The 22,356-nt window shown below is 68.2% G+C and carries 22 protein-coding genes; 17 read left to right on the top strand and 5 right to left on the bottom strand.

Annotation, left to right across the window (positions count from 1 at the left end):
- Positions 1–418 precede the first annotated feature (418 nt).
- The 5 genes from AZL_RS31540 (at position 419) to AZL_RS31520 (ending at position 5,586) form a co-directional block, all read left to right on the top strand.
- A complete protein-coding gene (locus AZL_RS31540) occupies positions 419–2,050 on the top strand; it encodes a DegQ family serine endoprotease (RefSeq protein ID WP_012978419.1) in 1,632 nt (543 codons plus the stop codon).
- A 115-nt stretch (positions 2,051–2,165) separates the two neighbouring features.
- Complete coding sequence (locus AZL_RS31535; RefSeq protein ID WP_012978418.1) at positions 2,166–2,927, top strand: glycosyltransferase family 2 protein; 762 nt, start codon at positions 2,166–2,168, stop codon at positions 2,925–2,927.
- A 55-nt stretch (positions 2,928–2,982) separates the two neighbouring features.
- Positions 2,983–3,318, top strand: a complete 336-nt coding sequence (locus tag AZL_RS31530) for a lipid-A-disaccharide synthase N-terminal domain-containing protein (protein ID WP_012978417.1) — start codon at positions 2,983–2,985, stop codon at positions 3,316–3,318.
- Positions 3,315–5,036, top strand: a complete 1,722-nt coding sequence (locus AZL_RS31525; protein WP_012978416.1) for an ArnT family glycosyltransferase — start codon at positions 3,315–3,317, stop codon at positions 5,034–5,036. The genes AZL_RS31530 and AZL_RS31525 overlap by 4 nt, the downstream gene beginning before the upstream one ends.
- Positions 5,037–5,184: 148 nt before the next feature.
- Positions 5,185–5,586 carry a hypothetical protein gene (locus AZL_RS31520; RefSeq protein WP_012978415.1) on the top strand — a complete coding sequence of 134 codons (402 nt, stop codon included), beginning with the start codon at positions 5,185–5,187 and terminating at the stop codon, positions 5,584–5,586.
- 7 nt (positions 5,587–5,593) lie between these two features.
- On the opposite strand, the gene AZL_RS31515 is transcribed toward AZL_RS31520, so the two are convergent.
- Entirely contained in the window at positions 5,594–6,580 is a 987-nt protein-coding gene (locus AZL_RS31515; RefSeq protein ID WP_012978414.1) for an ROK family protein, read from the bottom strand.
- A gap of 165 nt (positions 6,581–6,745) precedes the next feature.
- Here AZL_RS31515 and AZL_RS31510 point away from each other — a divergent pair, with 165 nt between their 5' ends.
- The 8 genes from AZL_RS31510 to AZL_RS31475 all read left to right on the top strand — a co-directional run bounded on the left by AZL_RS31510 (position 6,746) and on the right by AZL_RS31475 (position 14,984).
- Entirely contained in the window at positions 6,746–7,975 is a 1,230-nt protein-coding gene (locus AZL_RS31510; RefSeq protein WP_012973506.1) for an ISAs1-like element ISAzs5 family transposase, read from the top strand.
- Between the two features lie 204 nt (positions 7,976–8,179).
- Positions 8,180–8,920 (top strand): hypothetical protein, encoded by a 741-nt coding sequence (locus AZL_RS31505; protein ID WP_148219786.1) that lies wholly within the window; start codon positions 8,180–8,182, stop codon positions 8,918–8,920.
- 415 nt (positions 8,921–9,335) lie between these two features.
- The gene (locus AZL_RS31500) at positions 9,336–10,241 is read left to right on the top strand and encodes a branched-chain amino acid ABC transporter permease (protein ID WP_012978038.1); all 906 of its coding nucleotides are present in this window, start codon (positions 9,336–9,338) and stop codon (positions 10,239–10,241) included.
- Between the two features lie 5 nt (positions 10,242–10,246).
- On the top strand, positions 10,247–11,743 hold the full coding sequence (gene livM, locus AZL_RS31495; protein WP_012978412.1) for a high-affinity branched-chain amino acid ABC transporter permease LivM: 1,497 nt from the start codon (positions 10,247–10,249) through the stop codon (positions 11,741–11,743).
- On the top strand, positions 11,740–12,642 hold the full coding sequence (locus AZL_RS31490) for an ABC transporter ATP-binding protein (RefSeq protein ID WP_012978411.1): 903 nt from the start codon (positions 11,740–11,742) through the stop codon (positions 12,640–12,642). The genes livM and AZL_RS31490 overlap by 4 nt, the downstream gene beginning before the upstream one ends.
- Positions 12,643–12,645: 3 nt before the next feature.
- Positions 12,646–13,356, top strand: a complete 711-nt coding sequence (locus AZL_RS31485) for an ABC transporter ATP-binding protein (RefSeq protein WP_012978041.1) — start codon at positions 12,646–12,648, stop codon at positions 13,354–13,356.
- Position 13,357: 1 nt separating this feature from the next.
- On the top strand, positions 13,358–13,711 hold the full coding sequence (locus AZL_RS31480) for a DUF6867 family protein (RefSeq protein ID WP_012978410.1): 354 nt from the start codon (positions 13,358–13,360) through the stop codon (positions 13,709–13,711).
- A gap of 172 nt (positions 13,712–13,883) precedes the next feature.
- A complete protein-coding gene (locus AZL_RS31475; RefSeq protein ID WP_042446662.1) occupies positions 13,884–14,984 on the top strand; it encodes a branched-chain amino acid ABC transporter substrate-binding protein in 1,101 nt (366 codons plus the stop codon).
- 114 nt (positions 14,985–15,098) lie between these two features.
- On the opposite strand, the gene AZL_RS35075 is transcribed toward AZL_RS31475, so the two are convergent.
- Entirely contained in the window at positions 15,099–15,377 is a 279-nt protein-coding gene (locus AZL_RS35075; protein WP_086935515.1) for a hypothetical protein, read from the bottom strand.
- A gap of 228 nt (positions 15,378–15,605) precedes the next feature.
- On the opposite strand from AZL_RS35075, the gene AZL_RS31470 reads away from it, so the two are divergent.
- A complete protein-coding gene (locus AZL_RS31470) occupies positions 15,606–15,812 on the top strand; it encodes a hypothetical protein (RefSeq protein ID WP_012978408.1) in 207 nt (68 codons plus the stop codon).
- A 6-nt stretch (positions 15,813–15,818) separates the two neighbouring features.
- Here AZL_RS31470 and AZL_RS31465 read toward each other — a convergent pair whose 3' ends face one another.
- Positions 15,819–16,901 (bottom strand): MBL fold metallo-hydrolase, encoded by a 1,083-nt coding sequence (locus tag AZL_RS31465; RefSeq protein WP_148219785.1) that lies wholly within the window; start codon positions 16,899–16,901, stop codon positions 15,819–15,821.
- Positions 16,902–17,113: 212 nt separating this feature from the next.
- On the opposite strand from AZL_RS31465, the gene AZL_RS31460 reads away from it, so the two are divergent.
- Together AZL_RS31460 and AZL_RS31455 are read left to right on the top strand one after the other, a co-directional pair.
- A complete protein-coding gene (locus tag AZL_RS31460) occupies positions 17,114–18,157 on the top strand; it encodes an OmpA family protein (RefSeq protein ID WP_012978406.1) in 1,044 nt (347 codons plus the stop codon).
- A gap of 178 nt (positions 18,158–18,335) precedes the next feature.
- Entirely contained in the window at positions 18,336–19,019 is a 684-nt protein-coding gene (locus AZL_RS31455; RefSeq protein WP_012978405.1) for a response regulator transcription factor, read from the top strand.
- 9 nt (positions 19,020–19,028) lie between these two features.
- On the opposite strand, the gene AZL_RS31450 is transcribed toward AZL_RS31455, so the two are convergent.
- A complete protein-coding gene (locus AZL_RS31450) occupies positions 19,029–19,748 on the bottom strand; it encodes a hypothetical protein (RefSeq protein WP_012978404.1) in 720 nt (239 codons plus the stop codon).
- Positions 19,749–19,989: 241 nt separating this feature from the next.
- Positions 19,990–21,396, bottom strand: a complete 1,407-nt coding sequence (locus tag AZL_RS31445) for a PLP-dependent aminotransferase family protein (protein WP_012978403.1) — start codon at positions 21,394–21,396, stop codon at positions 19,990–19,992.
- Positions 21,397–21,599: 203 nt separating this feature from the next.
- Between AZL_RS31445 and AZL_RS31440 the strand changes: the two genes are divergently transcribed.
- Positions 21,600–22,295 carry a response regulator gene (locus AZL_RS31440; protein WP_042446658.1) on the top strand — a complete coding sequence of 232 codons (696 nt, stop codon included), beginning with the start codon at positions 21,600–21,602 and terminating at the stop codon, positions 22,293–22,295.
- The last annotated feature ends 61 nt before the right edge of the window (positions 22,296–22,356 follow it).

Here is a 22,356-nt window from a genome sequence, read left to right as displayed (position 1 = left end):
CGGTTGCCAAAGTGAATTTTCAGTCATTCGTCAGCATGTCCACCCGGACCGCATGCTTCGGACGCGGGACCACGCGGGCGCGTGCGTCAGCAGCATCGAGGCTTCACGCTGGCGGGCGATGTTTTCGGTACGGATGACTATCGGAAACTCTTCTCAAAAATGCCAGCATAACTTTGCAAGGAATCGTGATTTTCCGTCCCTTGCCGCAACAGGGCGCGACGCGTGTTGGAATCCGGGAATTTTAAAGGCCGGGGGGGCGGAAACCGGTGGTGGTGTGCCCTCTGGGGCGCCGCCTTTTGAAAGCCAGGATGGACCCCGGACGGGGGCAAGCGTGTTTTCAGTTCCATAGCAGCTTCGGCGGCGAGCATCCGATCACCGCCTGCTTCGTTCCGCCCAACCGTTTTTGCGGAGACCGTCCATGCCGCATGCGTCCGCGCCGCGTTCATACCGCATTCTTCGACGCCTTCCGGCCGTGGCGCTTTGCGCGCTGCTGTTTGGCGCGGTTTTTTCACCGGCGGCTCCGGTCGCCGCGCAGGACGCCCCCGCCGGTCCCCAGCCCGGAGCCAGCAGGACCTATGCGCCCCCCTCCTTCCGCGACCTCGCGCGGACGCAGATCGACACGGTCGTCAACATCTCCAGCACGCAGGCGCCTTCGGCCCCGGCCGGCGCCGGCCGCTTGCCGGAGGGGATGGATATCCCCCCCGGCTCCCCGCTGGAGGAATTCTTCCGTGGGTTCCGCAACCGTCAGAGAGGCGGGCCCGGAGAGAGACCGGGAGAGAGGCCGGGGAATGGGGCCGGGGATGGGCCGGGGAGCGGCGGTCCGCCGGTCCCGCCGAGCATGGCGCTGGGCTCGGGCTTCATCATCGATCCGTCGGGCTTGGTCGTCACCAACAACCATGTCGTCGCCGATGCGGCCGAGATCGCCGTCACCCTGCATGACGGCACCAGACTGCCGGCCAAGCTGGTCGGGGCGGACGCGCCGACCGATCTGGCTCTGCTGAAGGTCGAAAGCGACAGGCCACTGGCCGCCACCCATTGGGGCGACAGCGAATCGGTGGAGGTCGGCGATTGGGTGGTCGCCATCGGCAACCCCTTCGGCCTCGGCGGGTCGGTGACCGCCGGCATCCTGTCGGCCCGCGCCCGCGACATCCAGCAGGGCCCCTATGACGAGTATCTACAGACCGACGCCGCGATCAACCGCGGCAATTCCGGCGGTCCGCTCTATGACGTCGGCGGGGCGGTGATCGGCATCAACACCGCGATCTATTCGCCGACCGGCGGATCGGTGGGCATCGGCTTCGCCATTCCATCCTCTCTTGCCAAGCCGATCGTCGACCAGTTGAAGGATGGCGGCAAGGTGCGGCGCGGCTGGCTCGGCGTCCAGGTCCAGCGGGTGACGCCGGACATCGCCGAGAGCCTGGGCGTGCAGGGCACCGGCGGCGCGCTGGTCACCAGCGTGTCGCCCGGCAGCCCGGCGGCGGCGGCGGGCCTGCGCCAGGGCGACGTCATCACCGCCTTCGACGGCGGGCCGCTGGAGCAGATGCGCCAGTTGCCCCGTCTCGTCGCCTCCACCGCGATCGGGCGCACCGTTCCGCTGACCCTTCTGCGTGCCGGCAAGGAGCGATCGGTCCAGGTGACGGTCGGCGAGCTGCGCAACGAGCCGCAGCAACTGGCGATGTCCGGGTCGAGCGGCGCTCCCCGGTCCGCCCAGCCGGAGGAGAGCGCCTCGGCGCTCGGTCTGAAACTGGCGCCGCTGACCCCCGGCCTGCGGGAAAGCTTCTCCATCGGCGAGGATGTCAACGGGCTGGTGGTGACGGAGGTCGAGCGGGACAGCCCGGCGGCGGAGCGCGGGCTCGACCTCGGCGACGTCATCGTCGAGGTGGGCCAGGAGCCGCTGGCGACGCCCGCCGACCTGGACTCCCGCATCGCCAGGGCGAGGGAGCAGGGGCGCAAGACCCTGTTGATGCTGGTCAGCCGGGGCGGCGAGTTGCGTTATGTCCCGTTGACGCTGCCCGCGCCGGGCTCGCCGCCCGACGGCAGGAAGGGGTAATCCGGCCGGCGCCGCCGCCGGATGGGACGGGCGCGGAGAGCTGCCCCGCTCCCGTCTCTTCCTTTTCCGCTACCGTTCGCGGCGCCGCGAGAGTAATTTGCCGCCCGTTTGGCGAATGGGATGGCAAACCGTGAGCATTTTTCCGGAGAGCGGCCAGCCGGTGCGGCTGTCGGTCGTTGTCCCCGTTTTCAACGAGGCCGAGAATGTGTTGCCGTTGCTCGAAGAGATCGAGCGGGCACTGACCCCGGCCGGCGGTTTCGAGATCATCTTCGTCGACGACCAGTCGGAGGATGACACCCAGGCGCGCCTTGCCCCGGCGGTCGAGGCCGGCCGGCTGCGCGTGCTGCGCCATGTCAACCGCTCCGGCCAGAGTGCCGCGGTGCGCAGCGGCGTCAAGGCGGCGCGCGGCGAATTCGTGGTGACGCTCGACGGCGACGGCCAGAACGACCCGGCCGATATTCCGGCGTTGTTCGCCCTGGTGTCGGCGGGCAAGCCCGGCGCGCCGGTGCTGGTCGGCGGCATCCGCCGGAAACGCCAGGACAGCCTGTCCAAGCGCTGGGCCTCCAAGGCCGCCAACGCCATCCGCCAGTCCTTGCTGCAGGACGGCTGCACCGACAGCGGCTGCGGGCTGAAGCTGTTCCGCCGCGACGCCTTCCTTGACCTGCCCTTTTTCGGGGCGATGCATCGCTTCCTGCCGGCGCTTTTCCGGGCGCATGGCCATCCGGTGGCCTATGTGCCGGTGAACCATCGCCCGCGCGAGCGCGGCGTGTCGAAATACAACAATTGGCGGCGCGGGCTGATCGGCGTGGTCGATCTGCTGGGCGTCTACTGGCTGAAACGGCGGACGAAACTGACGCCGGTCTCCGAACGCCTCTGACGCTTTCCGCAACCGATCGACCTTCACAGCGACCCAGCCGGGACAGGATTTCAAGATGCTTGAGCGCGCCGCAGCGTGGTTCCAGGGGCAAAGCACCACCGACCTGATCTGGGTCGGCATCGGTTTCTTCGCCCAACTCATGTTCACCATGCGCTTCATCGTGCAGTGGATCGCCAGCGAGAAGGCGCGCCGCAGCGTGGTGCCCGAACTGTTCTGGTATTTCTCGCTCGGCGGCGGCGTCATGCTGTTCGCCTATGCCTTCTACCGCTTCGACCCGGTCTTCATGCTGGGGCAGGGCATGGGCCTGGTGATCTACGCCCGCAACGTCTATTTCGTCTGGTCGCACAAGAAGTCGCAGGCCGGCGGCGATCCGGTGCCGAGCAAGCCGTGACCTCTTCGTCCCCGTCGCAGGGCCGCCTGCCGCCCAGCCCTCCGCCACCCAGTCCTCTGCCACTATGGGCCTATGCGTTGCTGGCGCTGATCGCCGCCGCGCTGTTCCTGCCCGGTTTCACCCTGCTGCCGCCCTTCGACCGCGACGAGGCACGATTCGCCCAGGCCTCCTCCCAGATGCTGGACAGCGGCAATTATGTCGACATCCGCTTCCAGGACGAGACGCGCTACAAGAAGCCGGTCGGAATCTATTGGTTGCAGAGTGCCGCGACCGCCGCCGCCGATGCCGTGCGCGGGATCCCGGTCGGGGCCGACAAGCCCATCTGGACCTACCGCATCCCCTCCTTTCTCGGCGCGATCCTGGCCGTTGTCGCCGCAGCCTGGACGGCGGCCCGGCTGTTCGGTGGTGCGGCCGGCTTCATCGCCGGGCTGATGCTGGCCTCCTGCGTCGTGCTGGGGGTCGAGGCGCGGATGGCCAAGACCGATGCCGTCCTGCTCGCCACCGTGGTGATCGGGCAGGCGGTGCTGGCCCATCTCTATCTCCGCCGCCGCGACGCGGCCCCCGCCGGGCGCGCCGCCTGGACCGCTCCGCTGGTCTTCTGGATCGCCGCCGGCGTCGGCGTGCTGGTCAAGGGGCCGATGGTCCTGCTGGTGTCCGGCAGCACCGCGCTGGTGCTTGCCCTGTGGGACCGCGAGGCCGCCTGGCTGAAGCGGTTGAAGCCGCTGGCGGGGCTCGGCATCGTCGTCGCCATCGCCGCCCCCTGGCTGATCGCCATCGCCATCAAGAGCAAGGGCGCCTTCTTCGCCGAATCCGTCGGCCACGACATGCTGGGCAAGGTGTCGGGCGGGCAGGAGGGCAAGGGGTTGCCGCCCGGCTATTATCTCGGCACCTTCTGGGTGACCTTCGCCCCCTGGTCGCCGCTGGCCCTGCTGGCGCTTCCCTGGATCTGGGCGCGGCGGCGGCTGGACGCCGTGCGCTTCTGCATCGCCTGGATCGTGCCGAGCTGGCTGGTGTTCGAGGCGGTGCCGACCAAGCTGCTGCATTATACCCTTCCGGTGTTTCCGGCCATCGCCGCTCTCGCCGCCGCGGCGCTGGTCGACGGCTTCGACCGCAGCCGGGAACGGCCGCGCCGCTGGCTGGCCGCCGCCGCCGTGGCGCTGGGGGCGATCGGTTTCGGCGCCCTGACGCTGGCGGTGGCGGTGATCCCCTGGCTGGTCGATCGCCGGATCGATCCGGTCGCGGTGGCGCTGGTGCCGGCGGTCGGCGGCCTTTTCGCCCTCGCGCTGCGCGCGCTGCTGCGGGACAGGCGGCGGACCGGGCTCGCCGCCGGGGTCGGGGCGGCGGCGCTGCTCTATGCCGGCACCTATGCCGTCGTGCTGCCGAACATCGACGGCGTCTGGGTCAGCCGGCAGGCCGCCCGCGCGGTCGAGCAGTTCCGCCCCTGCCCGGACAGCGTGGTGGCCGCCGCCGGCTATTCGGAGCCGAGCCTCGTCTTCCTTCTCGGCACGCCGACGAAGCTGGTCCATGGCGCCGGCGCCGCGGCGCATCTGACGGCCGACCGCGCCTGTGGGCTGGCGCTGGTCGAGGATCGCGAGGCGCCGGCCTTCCTCGACGAGTTGGGCGGCGGCACGCCGCTGCCTTTGGCCGAGTTGTCGGGCTTCAACTACAACACCGGCAAGCGCCTGCACCTGACGCTCTACCGTCTGGCGGCTCCGTAAGCCGCCGCTCTCCTCCCTGGCCGGTATCTGCCCCGCTTGGGGAGGCGGCCACCGGGGTGGGTAACGCGCCTCCGCATTGGACGGCGCGGGCGCTTTCCGTTCGACTGGGCCTACCGATCCGTTTCCCCGGACGAAAGGCGCCTGTTCGATGACCCGCGTTGTCCTCTCTGCCGAAACCGCCGCCAGGACCATTGTTGCCGCCGCCGCGTTGGCGATGATGACGCTGGCATCGCCGGCCCATGCCCAAAAGCAGGACTATGCGCCCTGGGTGTATGACCAGATGGTCCCGACCGGCCCGCTGCTGCGCAACCTGGATCAGGCCCAGCCGCTGCCCGGCCCGGCTCCGTCCCATTGGGGCGCGATCAAGGCCGGCAAGGACCGTGCCGGCATGACGCGCTACGGCACCGACGTGAAACAGACGAGCCAGCATTATTCCAGCACCCATTCGCTGACGCCGCCGCCGGTGGATCCCGCCGCCGCCAAACGGGTGATGGCCCCGCCGCGCAGCGCCGACGCCCCGCCGGTCCCGCGGACGGCGCAGCGGGACTGAGGTCCGGCTATTCTTCCGGTACCTCTCCGGGCCGCCACAGCCAGGCGGCGCCGCGCACGCCGCTTGAATCTCCGTGGCGGGCGCGGCGTACCGGCGTGTCCAGCCGGTCGCTGAAGGCCCAGGGCTGCATCGCCGCCGGCAGCCGTTCATACAGCAGTTCCGCGTTCGACAGCCCGCCGCCCAGCACGATGACGTCGGGATCCAGCAGGTTGGCGACGGCGGCCAGCCCGCGGGCGAGCCGTCCGACCAGCCGCTCCGCCGTCGCCCGGCAACCGCTGTCGCCGCCGGGGGCGTCGCCCGGATCGGCGGCGCGGGCCAGGATGGTCGCGGCGTCCAGCCTCTCGCCGGTCGCCGCGAGATGGTCCGCCGCCACCGCCGGCCCCGACACGAAATTTTCCAGGCAGCCATGCTTGCCGCAATAGCAGGCCGGTCCCGGCCGCTCGCCGTCGGTCGGCCAGGGCAGCGGGTTGTGCCCCCACTCCCCGGCGATGGCGTTGCGTCCGCCCAGCACCCGGCCATGCACGACGATTCCGGCGCCGCAGCCGGTGCCGAGGATCGCCGCGAACACCACGCCGCAGCCGGCCCCGGCGCCGTCGGTCGCTTCCGACACCGCCAGACAGTTGGCGTCATTCTCGATCCGCACCGGCCGGGCGAGCGCCCTGGTCAGGTCGCGGGTGAAATCCCGCCCGATCAGCCAGGTTGAGTTGGCGTTCTTCACCAGACCGGTCGCCGGGGAGATGGCGCCGGGAATGCCCAAGCCCACCGTCGCCCTGGCGCCGGCGGGAATGTCCCCCTCCAGCCGGGCCACCAGATCGCGGATGGTGGCGACGGTGCCGTCGTAATCGCCCTTCGGCGTCGGAACCCGCAGACGCGCCAGCTGGCTTCCCTGGCGGTCGAGCAGGATCCCTTCGGTCTTGGTGCCGCCGAGATCGATGCCGATCCGGTATCCGCTGCTGTACCCCGTTCCGGCCGATTGCGATCCGGTGGCTGCCATGCCCTGTCACCCGTCCGACTGTCCAAGATCCATCCATAGCGTCGCCCGCCCCGCCGCGTCCAGCGGACGCATCTGTCCGGCAGGGCTCCGAAGTCGGGTTAACAGCGGTTTACGAATTGGGAAGTTTCTGATTCGGTGGAGGCTCTCGTCTTGGAAGGTCCTCCCATGAGTTCGATCGAAGCCGGCTTTGGTGAGAAATCGCGGCTGAAGGCGCTGCTGGAACATTTTTCGCGGATCGACGACCCGCGTGCTCCCTGGCGGGTCGCCTATCCGTTACCGGAGATCCTGCTTCTGGCGGTGTGCGGGACGATCGCGGATTGCGAGGATTACGAGGCGATCGCCGCCTGGGGTGAAGCGCGGCTCGACTTTCTGCGGCGCTTCCAGCCCTATCACCATGGGGTGCCGAGCGGACGCTGGCTGACCGTGTTCATGAACCGGATCCCTCCCGGCCTGTTCCAGGACTGCTTCCTGTCCTGGGTGCGCGAGGCGTGGCCCGACCGGCCGGAACTGGTCGCCATCGACGGCAAGACCTCGCGACGCAGCCATGACCGCAGCCTTGGGCAGGCCCCTTTGCACTTGGTCTCGGCCTTCGCCACCACCAGCCGTCTGGTCCTCGGCCAGGAGGCCGTCGAGGACAAAGCCAGCGAACTGGCGGCCATTCCGGTTCTGCTGGAGCGCCTGGCGACCGAGGGCGGGCTCAAGGGCGCGATCGTCACCATCGACGCCATCGCCTGCAACGCCACCATCGCCCAGGCCGTTCGCGACGCCGGGGCCGACTATCTGCTGGCGGTCAAAGCCAACCAGCCCACCCTGCGCGACGAGATCGAGAGTTTCTTCACCAGCGCACCGCCGGAGACGCTCGATCACGCCGCCGATATCGACAAGGGCCATGGCCGGATCGAGCAGCGCGCGGTCACGGTCGCGCGCCAGGTCGATTGGTTGAGCGGCGCGCGGCGTTTTCCCGGCGAAGTCCGCCTGCCCGCCGTCGCCGCCATCGTTCGGGTGGTCAGCAAGACCGAGCTGAAGGATCGTTGCCGCACCGACACGCGCTATTACATCACCTCCGCCCCGCTCGCCGCCCAGGCGGCGGCCGAGGCCGTGCGCGGCCATTGGCGCATCGAGAACCAACTGCACTGGCTGCTCGACGTCGTCTTCAACGAGGACCAGTCCCGCTTGCGCAAAGGCCACGGCGCCCTGAACATGGCCGTCGTCCGCCACTTCGCCATCAACCTCGTCCGCAAGGCCGCCGAACCCGCCCGGCCGCGCTCCGGATTACGGCGCGCCACCAAAAAGCCGGCCGCCACTCCCAGACCCACCAGCATCAAGCTCCGCAGGAAGCTGGCAGGCTGGGACACCGATTACCTCAACGCTATCCTCGACGTTAATATCCGTTAACACGGATTCGGAGCCCTGATCTGTCCGGTGGGGCAGGATCCGAATCGCCGTTGCGCCGCCGTCCGGTTGATGAGACAAAACGCAAATGGCGGCCAATTCCCATTGACCCGTCCCGGTGTTCGGGTAGAAGGTCGCCGACTGTCGGGCGCTGCCGATCTCCGTCCCGACCCCTGTCCTGTTTGTACCGCGCCACCGGAGCCCCTGATGAGTCGCCAGCGCGCTGCCCTCCGCTTGTCCCTGAAAGCCCTGACCGCCGCCGCAATCCTCGGCGGGTTGTTCGCCCTGCCCGCGCCCGCCAGCGCCGCCGCCAAGGATCCGGCGAAGCCCGCCGCCGCCAAGGCGCGCCCGGCCAAGGCCAGCACCCCGGCCGCTCCCGCCTGCTACAACCGGGCGGAGCATGCGGCCGAACAGCTGATGCGCATGCACACCGAGATGATGGTGGTCGGCCTGACCTGCCGCACGGTGATGCCGGACAAGAAGCCGTTCGACCTGTACCAGGATTTCTCGGTCAAGAACCGCGCTCTCCTGTCTAGTTCCGAGGCGTCGCTGATCAGCTATTACAAGCGCTCCGGCGCCGGCGGCAACGCCACGCGCCAGTTCGACATGTTCCGGACCGAGCTGGCGAACGAGATCAGCCGCCGTGCCGCCACCATCGGCATTCCGCAATATTGCGCCAACTTTGTCGACCGCTCGGCCGCCGCCAAGGATCTGACCGCCGACGATCTGCGCACCCTGACCTCGGACGAGAAGAATGCCGGCCTGATGCATCTGGCCAGCCGGCCGCTCTGCGACGTGAAGGTGGTCAGCGGTCCGGATCCCGTCATCGCCGTCGCCCAGGCCTCTCCGGCGCCGGCCGCGCCGAAGGCCGCCACCGCCAAGACGAAAGCCAAGCCGAAGCAGAAGGTCGCCGCCGTGCCGGCCAAGCAGTCCGTCGCGGTTCGCTGACGCCTTCAAGATCGAGTTTCCGTTCAGCAAGACGCCCTGCCGGCTGCCGCCGGCGGGGCGTTTCGCGTTTTCGGCCTTTCCGTTCGGTCTTGGGTTGTCCGTGTCGATCACGCATGCGGGCAACACAAATCTGTCTTGCAAAAATCCGTCAGGCTGTTACTACCGAAAAGGTCAGGAGGGGCACCTGCCGGACGGCCAGACCGGATCGCAGACGCCCGCTCCGAATGGGAAAAATCATGGTCCGTCAGGCTGATAGACGGAATTCCGGATGATGGGGCATTCCGTTTGGTGAATGGACGGGCTGCACCAGACAGGGTGCACCAGACAGGGGGGGTGCTGTTGCGAGACCGGTGTGCCGAGTGTGCCCGTGCCGCCGCACCCTGGCTTTGCGCCGCGCTGAAGGTGGGATGAGGACATGGACTATTTTCTACAGCAATTGATCAACGGCTTGTCGCTTGGCGCGATTTACGGGCTGATCGCGATCGGCTACACGATGGTGTACGGCATCATCGGCATGATCAACTTCGCGCATGGCGAGATTTACATGATCGGCGCCTTTGTTGCGCTGATCACCTTCCTGGCGATCGGGGCGCTTGGCATCACCTGGGTGCCCCTGGCGCTGCTGATCATGCTTGTGGCCTCGATGCTGTTCACCAGCGTCTATGGCTGGACGGTGGAGCGGATCGCCTATCGGCCGCTGCGCTCGTCGCCGCGCCTGGCGCCGCTGATCTCGGCCATCGGCATGTCGATCTTCCTGCAGAACTACATCCAGATCCTCCAGGGTGCCCGCTCCAAGCCGCTGCAACCGATCCTGCCCGGCAACCTCACCCTGATGGACGGCGCCGTCTCGGTCAGCTATGTCCGGCTCGCCACCATCATCATCACGCTGGTCCTGATGGTCGGCTTCACCCTGCTGATCAACCGCACCTCGCTCGGCCGGGCCCAGCGGGCGTGCGAGCAGGACAAGAAGATGGCGGGGCTGCTCGGCGTCAATGTCGACCGCGTCATCTCGCTGACCTTCGTCATGGGCGCGGCGCTGGCCGCCGTCGCCGGCATGATGGTGCTGCTGATCTATGGCGTCATCGACTTCTACATCGGCTTCCTGGCGGGCGTGAAAAGCTTCACCGCCGCCGTGCTCGGCGGGGTCGGCTCGCTGCCCGGCGCCATGCTCGGCGGGGTGGTCATCGGCCTGATCGAGGCCTTCTGGTCTGGCTATGTCGGCTCCGAATGGAAGGACGTCGCCACCTTCTCCATCCTCGTCCTCGTCCTGATCTTCCGGCCCACCGGCCTGCTCGGCCGGCCCGAGATCGAGAAGGTGTAAGCGCCATGACCACCCCTTCCCACGCGCCGTCGCACCCCCATTACCACATCAACGGCAAGCGTCCCGGCGTCGATTGGCCCGCCACCCTCAAGGACGCCGCTCTCGCCGCCTTCGTCGCCCTTCTGCTGACCGTGCCGCTGGTGGGATTGCGCACCGTCGACCGCCCGACCGGTCTCGGCATCGAGGCCCGGCCGGAGGAGGTGGCTGCCTCGCTGCTGCTGGTCTTCCTCGGCCGGCTCGGGCTCGGGCTGATCCGCCAGGGCATGGCTCTGCCGGTGCTGATCCTGGCGCTGGTCTGCGCCGGCGTCGGGCTGGTGCTGCCGATGCCGACCCAGGTGCTGCGCCTCGTCCTGGTGCTGGGCGGCGGCGTCATCGCCATCCGCGCCGCCATGACGGTCGCCACCGGCCGCTCCAAGCTCAGTCAGGCCGAGCGCGACAAGCGGATGGACCGCGTCGCGGCACGCGTGCAGCACGCCAGCCGCTACATCGGCCCGGTCGCCGTCGCCTTCGCCGCGGTGCTGCCGCTGACGCCGCTGGCCGACCGCATGATCCTCGACATCGGCATCCTGCTGCTGACCTACATCATGCTGGGCTGGGGCCTGAACATCGTCGTCGGTCTCGCCGGCCTGCTCGACCTCGGCTATGTCGCCTTCTACGCGGTCGGCGCCTATTCCTACGCGCTGCTCGCCCATTATTTCGGGCTGAGCTTCTGGCTCTGCCTGCCGCTGGCGGGCGTGCTGGCCGCCTGTTCGGGCGTGCTGCTGGGCTTCCCGGTGCTGCGGCTGCGCGGCGATTATTTCGCCATCGTGACCTTGGGCTTCGGCGAGATCATCCGCATCATCCTGGTCAACTGGTACCAGTTCACCGGCGGCCCCAACGGCATCTCCGGCATCCCGCGGCCGAGCTTCTTCGGCATCGCCGACTTCTCGCGCAGCCCGGCCGACGGCATGCCGGCCTTCCATGAGCTGTTCGGGCTGGAATTCTCGCCGCTGCACCGCATCATCTTCCTCTACTACCTCATCCTGGCGCTGGCGCTGGTGGTGAACCTGTTCACGCTGCGCGTGCGCAAGCTGCCGCTGGGCCGGGCGTGGGAGGCTCTGCGCGAGGACGACATCGCCTGCGCCTCGCTCGGCATCAACCGCACCAACATGAAGCTGGCGGCCTTCGCCATCGCCGCGATGTTCGGCGGCTTCGCCGGGTCCTTCTTCGCGACGCGCCAGGGCTTCATCAGCCCGGAGAGCTTCACCTTCATCGAGTCGGCGATCATCCTGGCCATCGTCGTGCTGGGCGGCATGGGCAGCCAGATCGGCGTGGTGGTGGCGACGCTGCTGGTGATCGGCCTGCCCGAGGCGTTCCGCGAGCTGGCCGACTACCGCATGCTGGCGTTCGGCGCCGGCATGGTGGTGATCATGCTGTGGCGTCCGCGCGGCCTGCTGGCCCACCGCGACCCGACCATCCTCCTGCATGGCGGCGGGAAGCCCGCCGCGGGAGCCGCGAAATGAGCGCCCCCATGGACAATGTTGGGATGAACAACGACAAGCCTTTGCTGAGCGTCGAACACCTGACCATGCGCTTCGGCGGGCTGGTGGCGAACAACGACGTGTCGTTCGAGGCGCGGGCCGGCGAGATCACCGCGCTGATCGGCCCGAACGGCGCCGGCAAGACGACGCTGTTCAACTGCGTCACCGGCTTCTACACGCCGACGGTGGGGCGGCTGACGCTGCGTCACCCGGCGGGCAAGGAATTCCTGCTGGAGCGGATGCCGGGCTACCGCATCGCCCAGCTGGCCGGGGTGGCGCGCACCTTCCAGAACATCCGGCTGTTCGGCGGGATGAGCGTTCTGGAGAACCTGATCGTCGCCCAGCACAACAAGCTGATGCGGGCGTCCGGCTTCGCCATCGCCGGGCTGCTCGGGCTTCCCGGCTTCCGCCGGGCCGAGCATGAGGCGGTGGAGCTGGCGAAATACTGGCTGGACCGGGTGCGGCTGACCGAGTTCGCCGACTGGGAGGCCGGCAACCTGCCCTATGGCGCCCAGCGCCGTTTGGAGATCGCGCGGGCGATGTGCACCGAGCCGGTGCTGCTGTGCCTGGACGAGCCGGCGGCCGGGCTGAACCCGCGCGAGTCGGGGGAGCTGGCCGAGATCCTGACCTTCATCCGCGATGTGCGGACGCCGCGGGGCCACCGCACCGGCGTGTTGCTGATCGAGCATGACATGAGCGTGGTGATGCGCATTTCCGACCATGTGGTGGTGCTGGACTATGGCCGGAAGATTTCCGACGGCACGCCTGAGCATGTGAAGAACGACCCGGCGGTGATCCGCGCCTATCTCGGCGAGGACGAGGACGAGGCGTTGCCGCCGGAGGTCGCCGCCGACCTGAACCTCGCCCGGAAGGGAGCCTGATCCATGCTGAAGGTATCGGGCGTCCACACCTTCTACGGCGCGATCGAGGCGCTGAAGGGCATCGACATCGAGATCGGCGCCGGCGAGATCGTGTCGCTGATCGGCGCCAACGGGGCGGGCAAATCGACGCTGCTGATGACGATCTGCGGCAGCCCGCGGGCGCGCCAGGGCCGGGTGTTCTTCGAGGGCGAGGACATCACCGACCTGCCGACGCACGAGATCGTGCGGCGCGGCATCGCGCAAAGCCCGGAGGGGCGGCGCATCTTCCCGCGGATGACGGTTCTGGAGAATTTGCAGATGGGCTCGATCGTCGCCCAGCCCGGCAGTTTCGAGCGCGAGCTGGAGCGGGTGCTGACCTTGTTCCCGCGGCTGAAGGAGCGCATCAACCAGCGGGCCGGGACGATGTCGGGCGGCGAGCAGCAGATGCTGGCGATCGGGCGGGCGCTGATGAGCCAGCCGCGCCTGCTGCTGCTGGACGAGCCGAGCCTCGGCCTGGCGCCGCTGATCGTGAAGCAGATCTTCCAGGTGATCCAGGAGATCAACCGGGAACAGAAGATGACGGTGTTCATGGTGGAGCAGAACGCCTTCCACGCGCTGAAGCTGGCGCACCGGGCCTATGTGATGGTGACGGGGAAGATCACGATGACGGGGACGGGCGCGCAGCTTCTGGCCGACCCGGAGGTGCGGTCGGCCTATCTGGAAGGGGGACATTGAGATGGAGGCGCTTCTCGGGTCTTCGCTGCCGGTCTTCGTGTTCCTGACGGTCCTGGTGTTCGGCGGCTGCGGGGTTCTGACCGGCCAGACGCTGGCGGAGGGGTGGAAGCCGGTCTCCAGCGTGATCGCCTATTCGCTGCTGCTGGGCGTCGGCGACCGCTTCCTCGCCTGGGGCCTGTTCGGCGGGCAGCTGTTGTCGCTGTGGGGCTTCATCGTCCACACCGCCGTCATCGCCCTGATCACGCTCACCGCCCACCGCGTCGCCATCGCGCGCCGCATGGTCAACCAGTACCCGTGGCTCTATGAGCGCGCAGGGCCCTTCGCTTGGAAAGAGCGCAGCGGGACCGAGGCCTAGGGCGAAGGAATTAGACCGTACGGCTGATTGGTGCCCGCGAAACTGTCGCAGGTCGCGCCACTTGGGGTATGGTAATCTGAACACCGCCGGAGGGGACCCGGCGGCAAGGCCCGCAAGGGCCGGGGGTATGTTGCAACAGGGACCATTCATAGAACAGGGAGCAAGCACACCCATGAAATTCAAGCTGTCCCTTCTCGCCGCCATCGCGGCGACCGCGCTTTCCGCCACGGCCGCCAAGGCCGACATCGCGGTGGCCACCGCCGGCCCGATCACCGGCCAGTACGCCACCTTCGGCGAGCAGATGAAGAAGGGCATGGAGCAGGCCGTGGCGGACATCAACGCCGCCGGCGGTGTCCTGGGCCAGAAGCTGAAGCTGGAGGTCGGTGACGACGCCTGCGATCCCAAGCAGGCCGTCGCCGTCGCCAACCAGCTGGCCAAGGCCGGTGTGAAGTTCGTGGCCGGCCACTTCTGCTCCGGTTCGTCGATCCCGGCCAGCCAGGTCTATTCCGAGGAGGGCATCCTGCAGATCTCCCCGGCCTCGACCAACCCGAAGCTGACCGAGCAGGGACTGAAGAACGTCTTCCGCGTCTGCGGCCGTGACGACCAGCAGGGCGCGATCGCCGGCAAGTATCTGCTGGACACGTACAAGGGCAAGAACGTCGCCATCCTGCACGACAAGTCGGCCTATGGTAAGGGTCTGGCCGACGAGACGCAGAAGGCGCTGAACGCCGGCGGCCAGAAGGAAACCATCTACGAAGCCTACACGGCCGGTGAGAAGGATTATTCCGCTCTGGTTTCCAAGCTGAAGCAGGCGAATGTCGACGCCGTCTATATCGGTGGCTACCACACCGAGGCCGGCCTGATCGCCCGCCAGATGAAGGACCAGGGCCTGAAGGCCATCATCGTGTCGGGCGACGCGCTGGTGACCAACGAGTACTGGGCCATCACCGGCGACGCCGGCGAGGACACCATGATGACCTTCGGTCCGGATCCGCGTGAGAAGCCGGACGCCAAGGCCGTCGTGGAGAAGTTCCGCAAGGCTGGCTATGAGCCGGAAGGCTACACCCTGTACACCTACGCGGCGCTCCAGATCTGGGCGAACGCGGTGAAGCAGGCGAACTCGACCGACGCGGCCAAGGTCGCCGACGTCCTGCGCAAGGGCAGCTACGACACCGTCATCGGCAAGATCGGTTTCGACGCCAAGGGCGACGTCACCAGCCCGGCCTATGTCTGGTACAAGTGGCACGCCGGCCAGTATGCCGAAGTGAAGTAAGCGAAGCGCGACCGCGTTCCGCGAAAAGGAGAGGGCCGGCACGACGTGCCGGCCCTTTTTCCATCGGCGCCCTTTTCCTATCGGCAGCGTCTTGCGGCCCAGCCGGGGAACGGGTCAGGGAATGGGGCGGGGAACATGGGAGGCCCCCGGTTGCGCCGCAGCAATGCTTGGGGCCGGGGCCGGGGAGGAAAGCCCGCCTGCCGTCCGTCGGCCCGAGCGTTCGCTCAACAATCCTTCGCAGGTGCGCATCACATCCCGCCAGAAGATGGCGGCACGGGTGTGATTGGCGGCCGTGAGTTCGACGAGACGAACGCGGCTCATGCGAATCGCGGTGTCTCCCAGTTCATCGACCAGGCGGGTCGCGAAGACAAGCACGTCGAGATCGGTATCCATGACCGCTATGAACCCACGGCGGCGGCTTTTGTTCCACTGTGAAACCGCAGTGCGGCAAAAGGTCATCGGGGGTGCTCCGGTCGTGTTGCGTTGCAACAGCGCAAATGCGGCATCGGCAACGAGTCACCGAACGGACACTCGCCACGACGGGGGTGTTTTGTGCTTCAATGGCGCCCTTCGCGGCGACCGTGACGGCCGCCGGTATGGGACGGGTTTTGGAGAACGAAAATGCGCAGGAAGCGCGAGGTGGTCGAGGGACAGATTTATCGCAAGCTGTCCCCCAGCGGCGGCTATTGGGAAGTGGTCGCCATCCGCAAGGACGGCATGGGCACCCAGCATGCCCAGATGAAACGGACGGATGATCCGAAGACGTTGAAGACCCTGTCGGTGGCGACCCTGCTCGATCCCCACGAGTTCGAGATCGTCACCGAGTGAGCGCCGTCAGGCCGGTTCCATGACAGCAAGGCGGTAAAGGTCGGCGTCCCGCATCCCCCCGACCTGCCGCCCGGCGATCCGCTCCAGCCGCCCCTTGCGGATCAGGTGGTTGAGGTGGGCGACGGCCTCGCCGACGGCGAAGAGCATTTGTTGCGGGTCGAGCGGGCGTGGGAACAGCGCCCGCGTCACCGCCGCCGCGGTCTGCGGCGCCGTGCACAAAGCTTCGATTTCGACCAGCCGCTCGGCATGATGGCGGGACAGGTCGCTGGCCCGGCGATGCAGGCCGAGAAAAGGGCGCCCATGCGAGGGGAGAACCAGAGTGTCGGCCGGCAGGACGCTCCACGCCTCCAGGCTGGCGAGATAATCGGCGAGCGGATCGGCCTCCGGTTCCGTCGGCCAGACGCTGATGTTGGGGCTGATCCGCGGCAGGATCTGATCGCCGGAAATCAGCAGAGGCGGGCTGTCGCCCTCGGCCGCCCGGTACAGGCTGACCGGTTCCGCCGAATGGCCGCTGCCGCCGACCATTGTCCAACCGCCGCCGCCCACCGGCAGCCGGTCGCCGGCCCGCAGGCGGGTCAAGGTCGCCGGAACGCCGGGAACCCCTCGGCTGTAGCCGTCCTTGCGGGCGAGCAGCGCCGCCAGAGCCTCCTCCTCCAGCCCGCAGCGGCGGTAGAATCGCTCAGCCACCGCGTTGGCGGTGTCGCCGCCGCCAGCCGACAGGATGCGGGCGAACAGCCATTCGGTCAGTGACGTGGCGAACTCGGCACCGGTCTGTTCCACCAGCCAGGAGGCGGCGCCGATGTGGTCGGGATGGAAATGGGTGGCCACCACCCGCTCCACCGGACGCCCGCCCAGCGCGTCGCGCAGCAGCGCCTCCCACACCGCGCGGCTGCGCCGGTCGCCCAGCCCGCAATCGACCAGCGTCCAGCCGGCGGCCCCGCCATCCAGCGCCCAGACATTGATATGGTCGAGCTGGAAGGGCAGGGGCAGCCGGATCCACAACACGCCGGGCGCCACCGCCTGCCATCCTCCGGGTTCCGGGGTGGCGCAGAGGGGGTAGTCGACCGAATCGTCCGGGGTAGAAGCCATCGCGGTTTTGTCCAAGCCATTGTTATCACGAAAAGAAATGTCTATGGAGCTGCTGCGGCGGATCTGCAACAGGGAAAATGGGTGTACGGAGCCGGGATTGGAAGCCATGCCAGCGGCGTCCATTGTCGGGGCCTGAGCCCGTTCTGTCACGCGTTTCGCCGCAGGCCGGGACGTCCCGATCCGCCAACGCCGTCAACCATGGGAACAAGAACATGACGATGCGTGGGTTTCTGCTGGGCACGGCACTGGCCGCCGCCCTTCCCGTCCTGGCCGCTCCGGCCGCCGCCCTTGCCGGCACCGAAGGCTTCTATGTCGGCGCCGGCGCCGGCGTGAACTGGACCGAGGATGCCGACCTCGGCAGCTATCCGGCTCCGGGCCTGGGGCTGAAGGAGAAGTTCAAGATCGGCGGCATCGGCGACCTGTCGGTCGGCTATGCCTCCGTGATGGGGCTGCGCGCCGAGCTGGAGGCCGCCTGGCGGTGGCGCAACGGCATCGACAGCACCAGCAGCGCCACCCCCGCCTCGAACGGGCTTGGCGGCCGGACCAGTTCGGTCGCCTTCATGGGCAACCTGCTGTACGATATCGATGTCGGTCTGCCGATCACCCCCTATATCGGCGCCGGTGCCGGCATCGCTGGCGTGAAGCAGACCTTGAACGGCGCCAGCGACCGCGACTGGGTCTTCGCCTATCAGGGCATCGTCGGCGCGTCCTATGCGATCAACGACAAAGTGGCGCTGACGCTCGACTACCGCTATTTCGCCACCGTCGATCCGGAGTTCGAACTGGGGCCGGTGACCTCGAAGGGCGAGTACCGCAACCACACCATCCTGGCCGGGCTGCGCTATAGCTTCGGCGGGCCGGAGCGCGCCACGCCGGTCGCCGCCCCGGCTCCGGTGGCACCCCCGATGGCCGCCCAGCCGCAGAGCGAGTATCAGGTGTTCTTCGATTGGGACAAGTCGGCGATCACGCCGAATTCCGACAAGATCATCGCCGATGCGGCAGAGGCCGCCGGCCGGGCCCGGGCCGTCCGCATCCAGGTGATCGGCCACACCGACACCTCCGGTTCACCCTCCTACAACCAGAAGCTCTCGCTGCGCCGGGCCGAGGCGGTGCGCAAGGCGCTGGTCGGCCATGGCACTCCGGCCAACATCATCTCGATCGAAGGTGTCGGCGAAAATCAGCTGATGGTTCCCACCGGTCCGAATGTGCGGGAGCCGTCGAACCGCCGCGCCCAGATCATGATCAAGATCTCCTGATCCGGCGGTTCCGGCCGGCGGGCGGGGAGAGGGCATGGCTCTTTCCCCGCGACGGTCTGCAACCCTTCCGGCACGCGGCACGGGGGGAAGGGCGCGTGACGTGCGAAGGAGGTAGCGCGGACCGTTGCGTCAGCGTATGACGGTGCGGTAGGCAGGCATTTCCGGTCCGAGACATTACATGCAGGTTCTGATCGCCGATGATCACTCCATCGTCCGCAGCGGCTTGACCCATTTGGTGGGTGAACTGGACGAGCGGGCCACCGTGGTCGCCGCCACGAGCTTCGGCCAGTTGAACGCCATCCTTGACGCGTCACTGAATGACGGGGCGATGCAGGATGGGGGGGCAGCGTTCGACCTGATCGTGATGGATTTGCGCATGCCCGGTCTCGGCGGGCTGGACGATGTCGAGGCGCTGGTCAAGCGCGTGGCGCCGGTTCCGGTCGCCATCTTCTCGATGATCGAATCGCCGGATGAGATGCGCGCCGTGCTGTCGCGCGGCGTCCGGGCCTTCATTCCGAAATCGACCGATGACGTGCTGGTGGTCAACATCCTGCGGCTGGTGATGGCCGGCGGATCCTATGTGCCGCCGGTGCTGGGCATGCCGGGGACTCCGGCGCCGGTCGCGACCGCCGCAGCACGGAACGCGGCGCCCGGCATTTTCGACGGGCTGACCCGCCGCCAGCTGGAGGTGCTGGATCTGTTGGCGCAGGGCCTGTCCAACCAGGAGATCGGCGAGCGCCTGGGGCTGAACCTGTCGACGGTGAAGACCCACGTCACCGGCGTGCTGAAGGCGCTCGGCGTCGGCAGCCGCACCCAGGCGGTGCTGCTGGTCAAGGAATCGGGGCGCGACCGGCTGGCGTGAGGGCGCGCTCTACAGGATGGCGTTCAGCAGCGAGCCGCGGCCGCCATAGCTGCCGCCCGAGCCGCCGAGCAGCATCGAGGCCGGATTGGGCGAGGCGCTGCCGGCCCCCAGGATCGAGGCCAGCCCCTGCAGCTTGGTGTTGCCGCCGAAGGGGTTGTCGGCCTTGGCCGGCTGCTTGGCGATGGTGTCGTAATCCTTGCTGTAGCCGCCCATGCGCAGCTGGACGCCATAGCTCTTGGCATCCTTGACCGGCACGTCCTTGTCACGGGCGACCCGCAGCGTGTAATCGCCCTTGTCCAGGGTCATTTGGCCGGATTTCAGCTTTTGGAAAGCGTCATAGGCGGCTCCGGCATCCTTGTTGCTGTCGGCGAGGACCTTGCCGCCGCGATCCATCAATTGCAGCCGGACGCCGGCATCGCCGACCGTTCCCAACGACGCGGCGCCGGCGGTGGGAACGGAGAATTTGTAGAAATCGACCGGGTCGTTGGAGGCCAGGGAACTGAAGACGTTCAGGCGGCTGGTGTCCTTCACCAACGTGCCGATGTTCGTCGCGAATGGGGCGGTGGTCATCGCCGACTTGTTGACGGTCTGCTCGTAGTTCTGGACCTTGTCGGCCGCGCCGCCATTGTCAGCCGCCTGTTGCTGCACGCGCTTGACCGCGGCGTCGATCGACTGTTGCAGGCTTTGGGCCATGCTGCCGACATCGGCGTAACTGGACAGGCTGACCATGGCGAACTCCCCTCTTCACGCATTCCCGGACGGAATGACGATCAAGGGGATTGCAGGATGCGGGCCAACGCCGACCCCTTGGCAACAAATGGTTTCGTGGTGGGTAACGATATGCCGGGCGGCAGATTCGTGCCGGCCGGGCGGCAGCATTTGCCCATCATTCCCGTTGGGATGCGCGTCGACAGGGGTGGAGCCTGCATGGCGCATGGACGTGGCGGTCAGAACTCCTCTGACCGCCGCGTCACACGATCGACAGCATCGCCGCCGCCGGCGCTTCCAGGGCATCGGCAAGGGCGCGCAGGCCGCGGGCGGCCTCGTCGCGGCTGCCCGGCATGCACAGGCCGACGCGCACCGCATGGGGGGCGCTGGCTCGGCCGACGGCGAAGGCGTCGGCCCCGGCGACGATCACCCCGCGGCGCCGGGCCTCGCCGATGAAATCCTCGCGGCGCCAGGGCTCCGGCAGCACCAGCCACAGATGTTGCGCCGCCGGGTGGCCATAGACCGTTTCGGCCGGCAGGATGGAGCGGGCCAGCCGCTGGCGGGCCAGATCCTCCTCGCGCTGGGCGGCGACGATGCGGTCGGCGGTCCCGTCCTGGACCCAGCGCGCCACGACCTCCGCCGGCAGGGCCGGGGCGGAATATTGCAGGGCACGGATGGTGGTCTCGACGCGGGAGCGCAGGTCCGGCGGGGCGACGACGAAGCCCAGCCGCAGTCCGGCGGCAAGGCTTTTCGACACGCTGGAGACATAGAGGGTGATGTCGGGCGCGATGGTCTGGATCGGCACGGCATCCGGCACCATGAAGCCGAACACGTCATCCTCGATCAGGATCACGCCATGGCGGCGGGCGATCTCGACGATCTCGCGCCGGCGGGCGGCCGGCATCACCACCGCCGTCGGGTTCTGCAAGGTCGGCACCAGATAGACCGCCTTCGGACCCAGCCGGCGGCAGGCGCTGTCGAAAGCGTCGGGCACCAGACCATGCTCGTCGATGGCAACGCCTTCCATATGGTAGCCCTGGGTGGCCGCCAGCGCCTTGGTGCCGATGTTGGTCAGCCGCTCCGCCAGGATGATGTCGCCGGGGCGGGCCACGGCGGCCAGCGCCACCGCCAGCGCATTCTGCGCGCCGGTGGTCAGCAACACCGACTCGGCGGTCGCCTTCACCCGGTGCTGGCGCTCCAGCCAGAGGGCGGCGGCGGCGCGATGGTCGGGCAGGCCGGCATGGGGACCGTAGCCGAGCAGCGTCGCCGCATGGCCCGACGCCGCGATGGCGGTCAGGGTCTGGCCGAAGCTCTGGACCGCCACGGCATGCTCGGGGCGGAGCGTGGTCATGTTGACGGTCGCGGGACCGGCTGCCGCCATCCCGGCGGGCGGCCAGCTGAGCGGCAACGGGGTCGCCGACGGACGCTGGTCGAGGACGAAGGTGCCGCGCCCGACCTCGCCACCGATCAGCCCGCGCTTTTCAGCCTCCGTATAGGCGCGGGTCACCGTTCCCACCGTCACGCCGAGGCGGAAGGCGAGGTCGCGGTGCGTCGGCAGCCGCGTGCCGGTGGGCAGGGCGCCCTCCGCGATGTCGTCGGCCAACGCGTCGGCGATGACGCGATAGAGCGGGCCGGGACGGCCCTCCAGGTTCGGGGTCCAATTTGTCATGGGGACAAATGTGGCATTGTCCCGGCTTCCTGGCAAGGTCCGCGCGATTGTCCCCCTTCATGAGGGTGGAAGATCCGAACAATCCGTGAAGTCGCCGCGCCGGGCTGTTACGCGCCACCTTGTGCCTGGCTGGCGGAACCGATAACGTCGCTGTTGGGCATGGTGGACAATCCGCCATCCATCGCAGTCCGGTACGGGTGACAATGCACACCATCGCGGTGGTCGACGACGATCCCATCACCCGCGAGACCCTGAAGGCCTATCTGGAAGGGGAAGGCTATCGGGTGATGCTTGCGCGCGACGGCGATCAGCTGTCGGCGCTGCTGGCGCGCGGACGGATCGACCTGCTGCTTTTGGACATCCGCTTGCCCGGCAAGGATGGTCTGGCGGTAACGCGGGAGTTGCGGGCGACCTCCAACATCGGGATCATCCTGATCACCGGGCGCTCCGACCGGATGGACCGGCTGATCGGGCTGGAGCTGGGGGCCGACGACTACATCACCAAGCCGTTCGAGCCGCGCGAGATCCTGGCCCGCACCCGCAGCCTGCTGCGCCGCATCGCCAAGCCGACCCGGCCGGCGGGCGGGCGGGTGAAGCGGTTCGACGGGTGGGAGCTGCATCTGGACAAGCGGCGCCTGCGCGATCCCGGCGGGGAGGATGCGCGGCTGACCTCGGCCGAATTCGAACTGCTCGCCGCCTTCGTCGAGCATCCCGGACGGGTGCTGAGCCGGGACGATCTGCTCGACCTGACGCTGCGTGGCGACTCCGTGCCCTATGACCGCTCCATCGACCGGCTGGTCCGCCGGCTGCGGCGGGTGGTGGAGCACGATCCGGCCGACCCCAGCCGGATCGTCACCGTCCATGGCATGGGCTACATGTTCCAGGCTGCGGTGGATTGATCGGACGCCTCTGTTCAGCGGCGCCAGGACCCCGTCGGCATATCCGGCACCGGTCCCAGCG

The organism is Azospirillum sp. B510, assembly GCF_000010725.1.
Classification (GTDB): Bacteria; Pseudomonadota; Alphaproteobacteria; order Azospirillales; family Azospirillaceae; genus Azospirillum; species Azospirillum lipoferum_B.
This window is presented reverse-complemented; position numbering and strand designations above follow the sequence as displayed.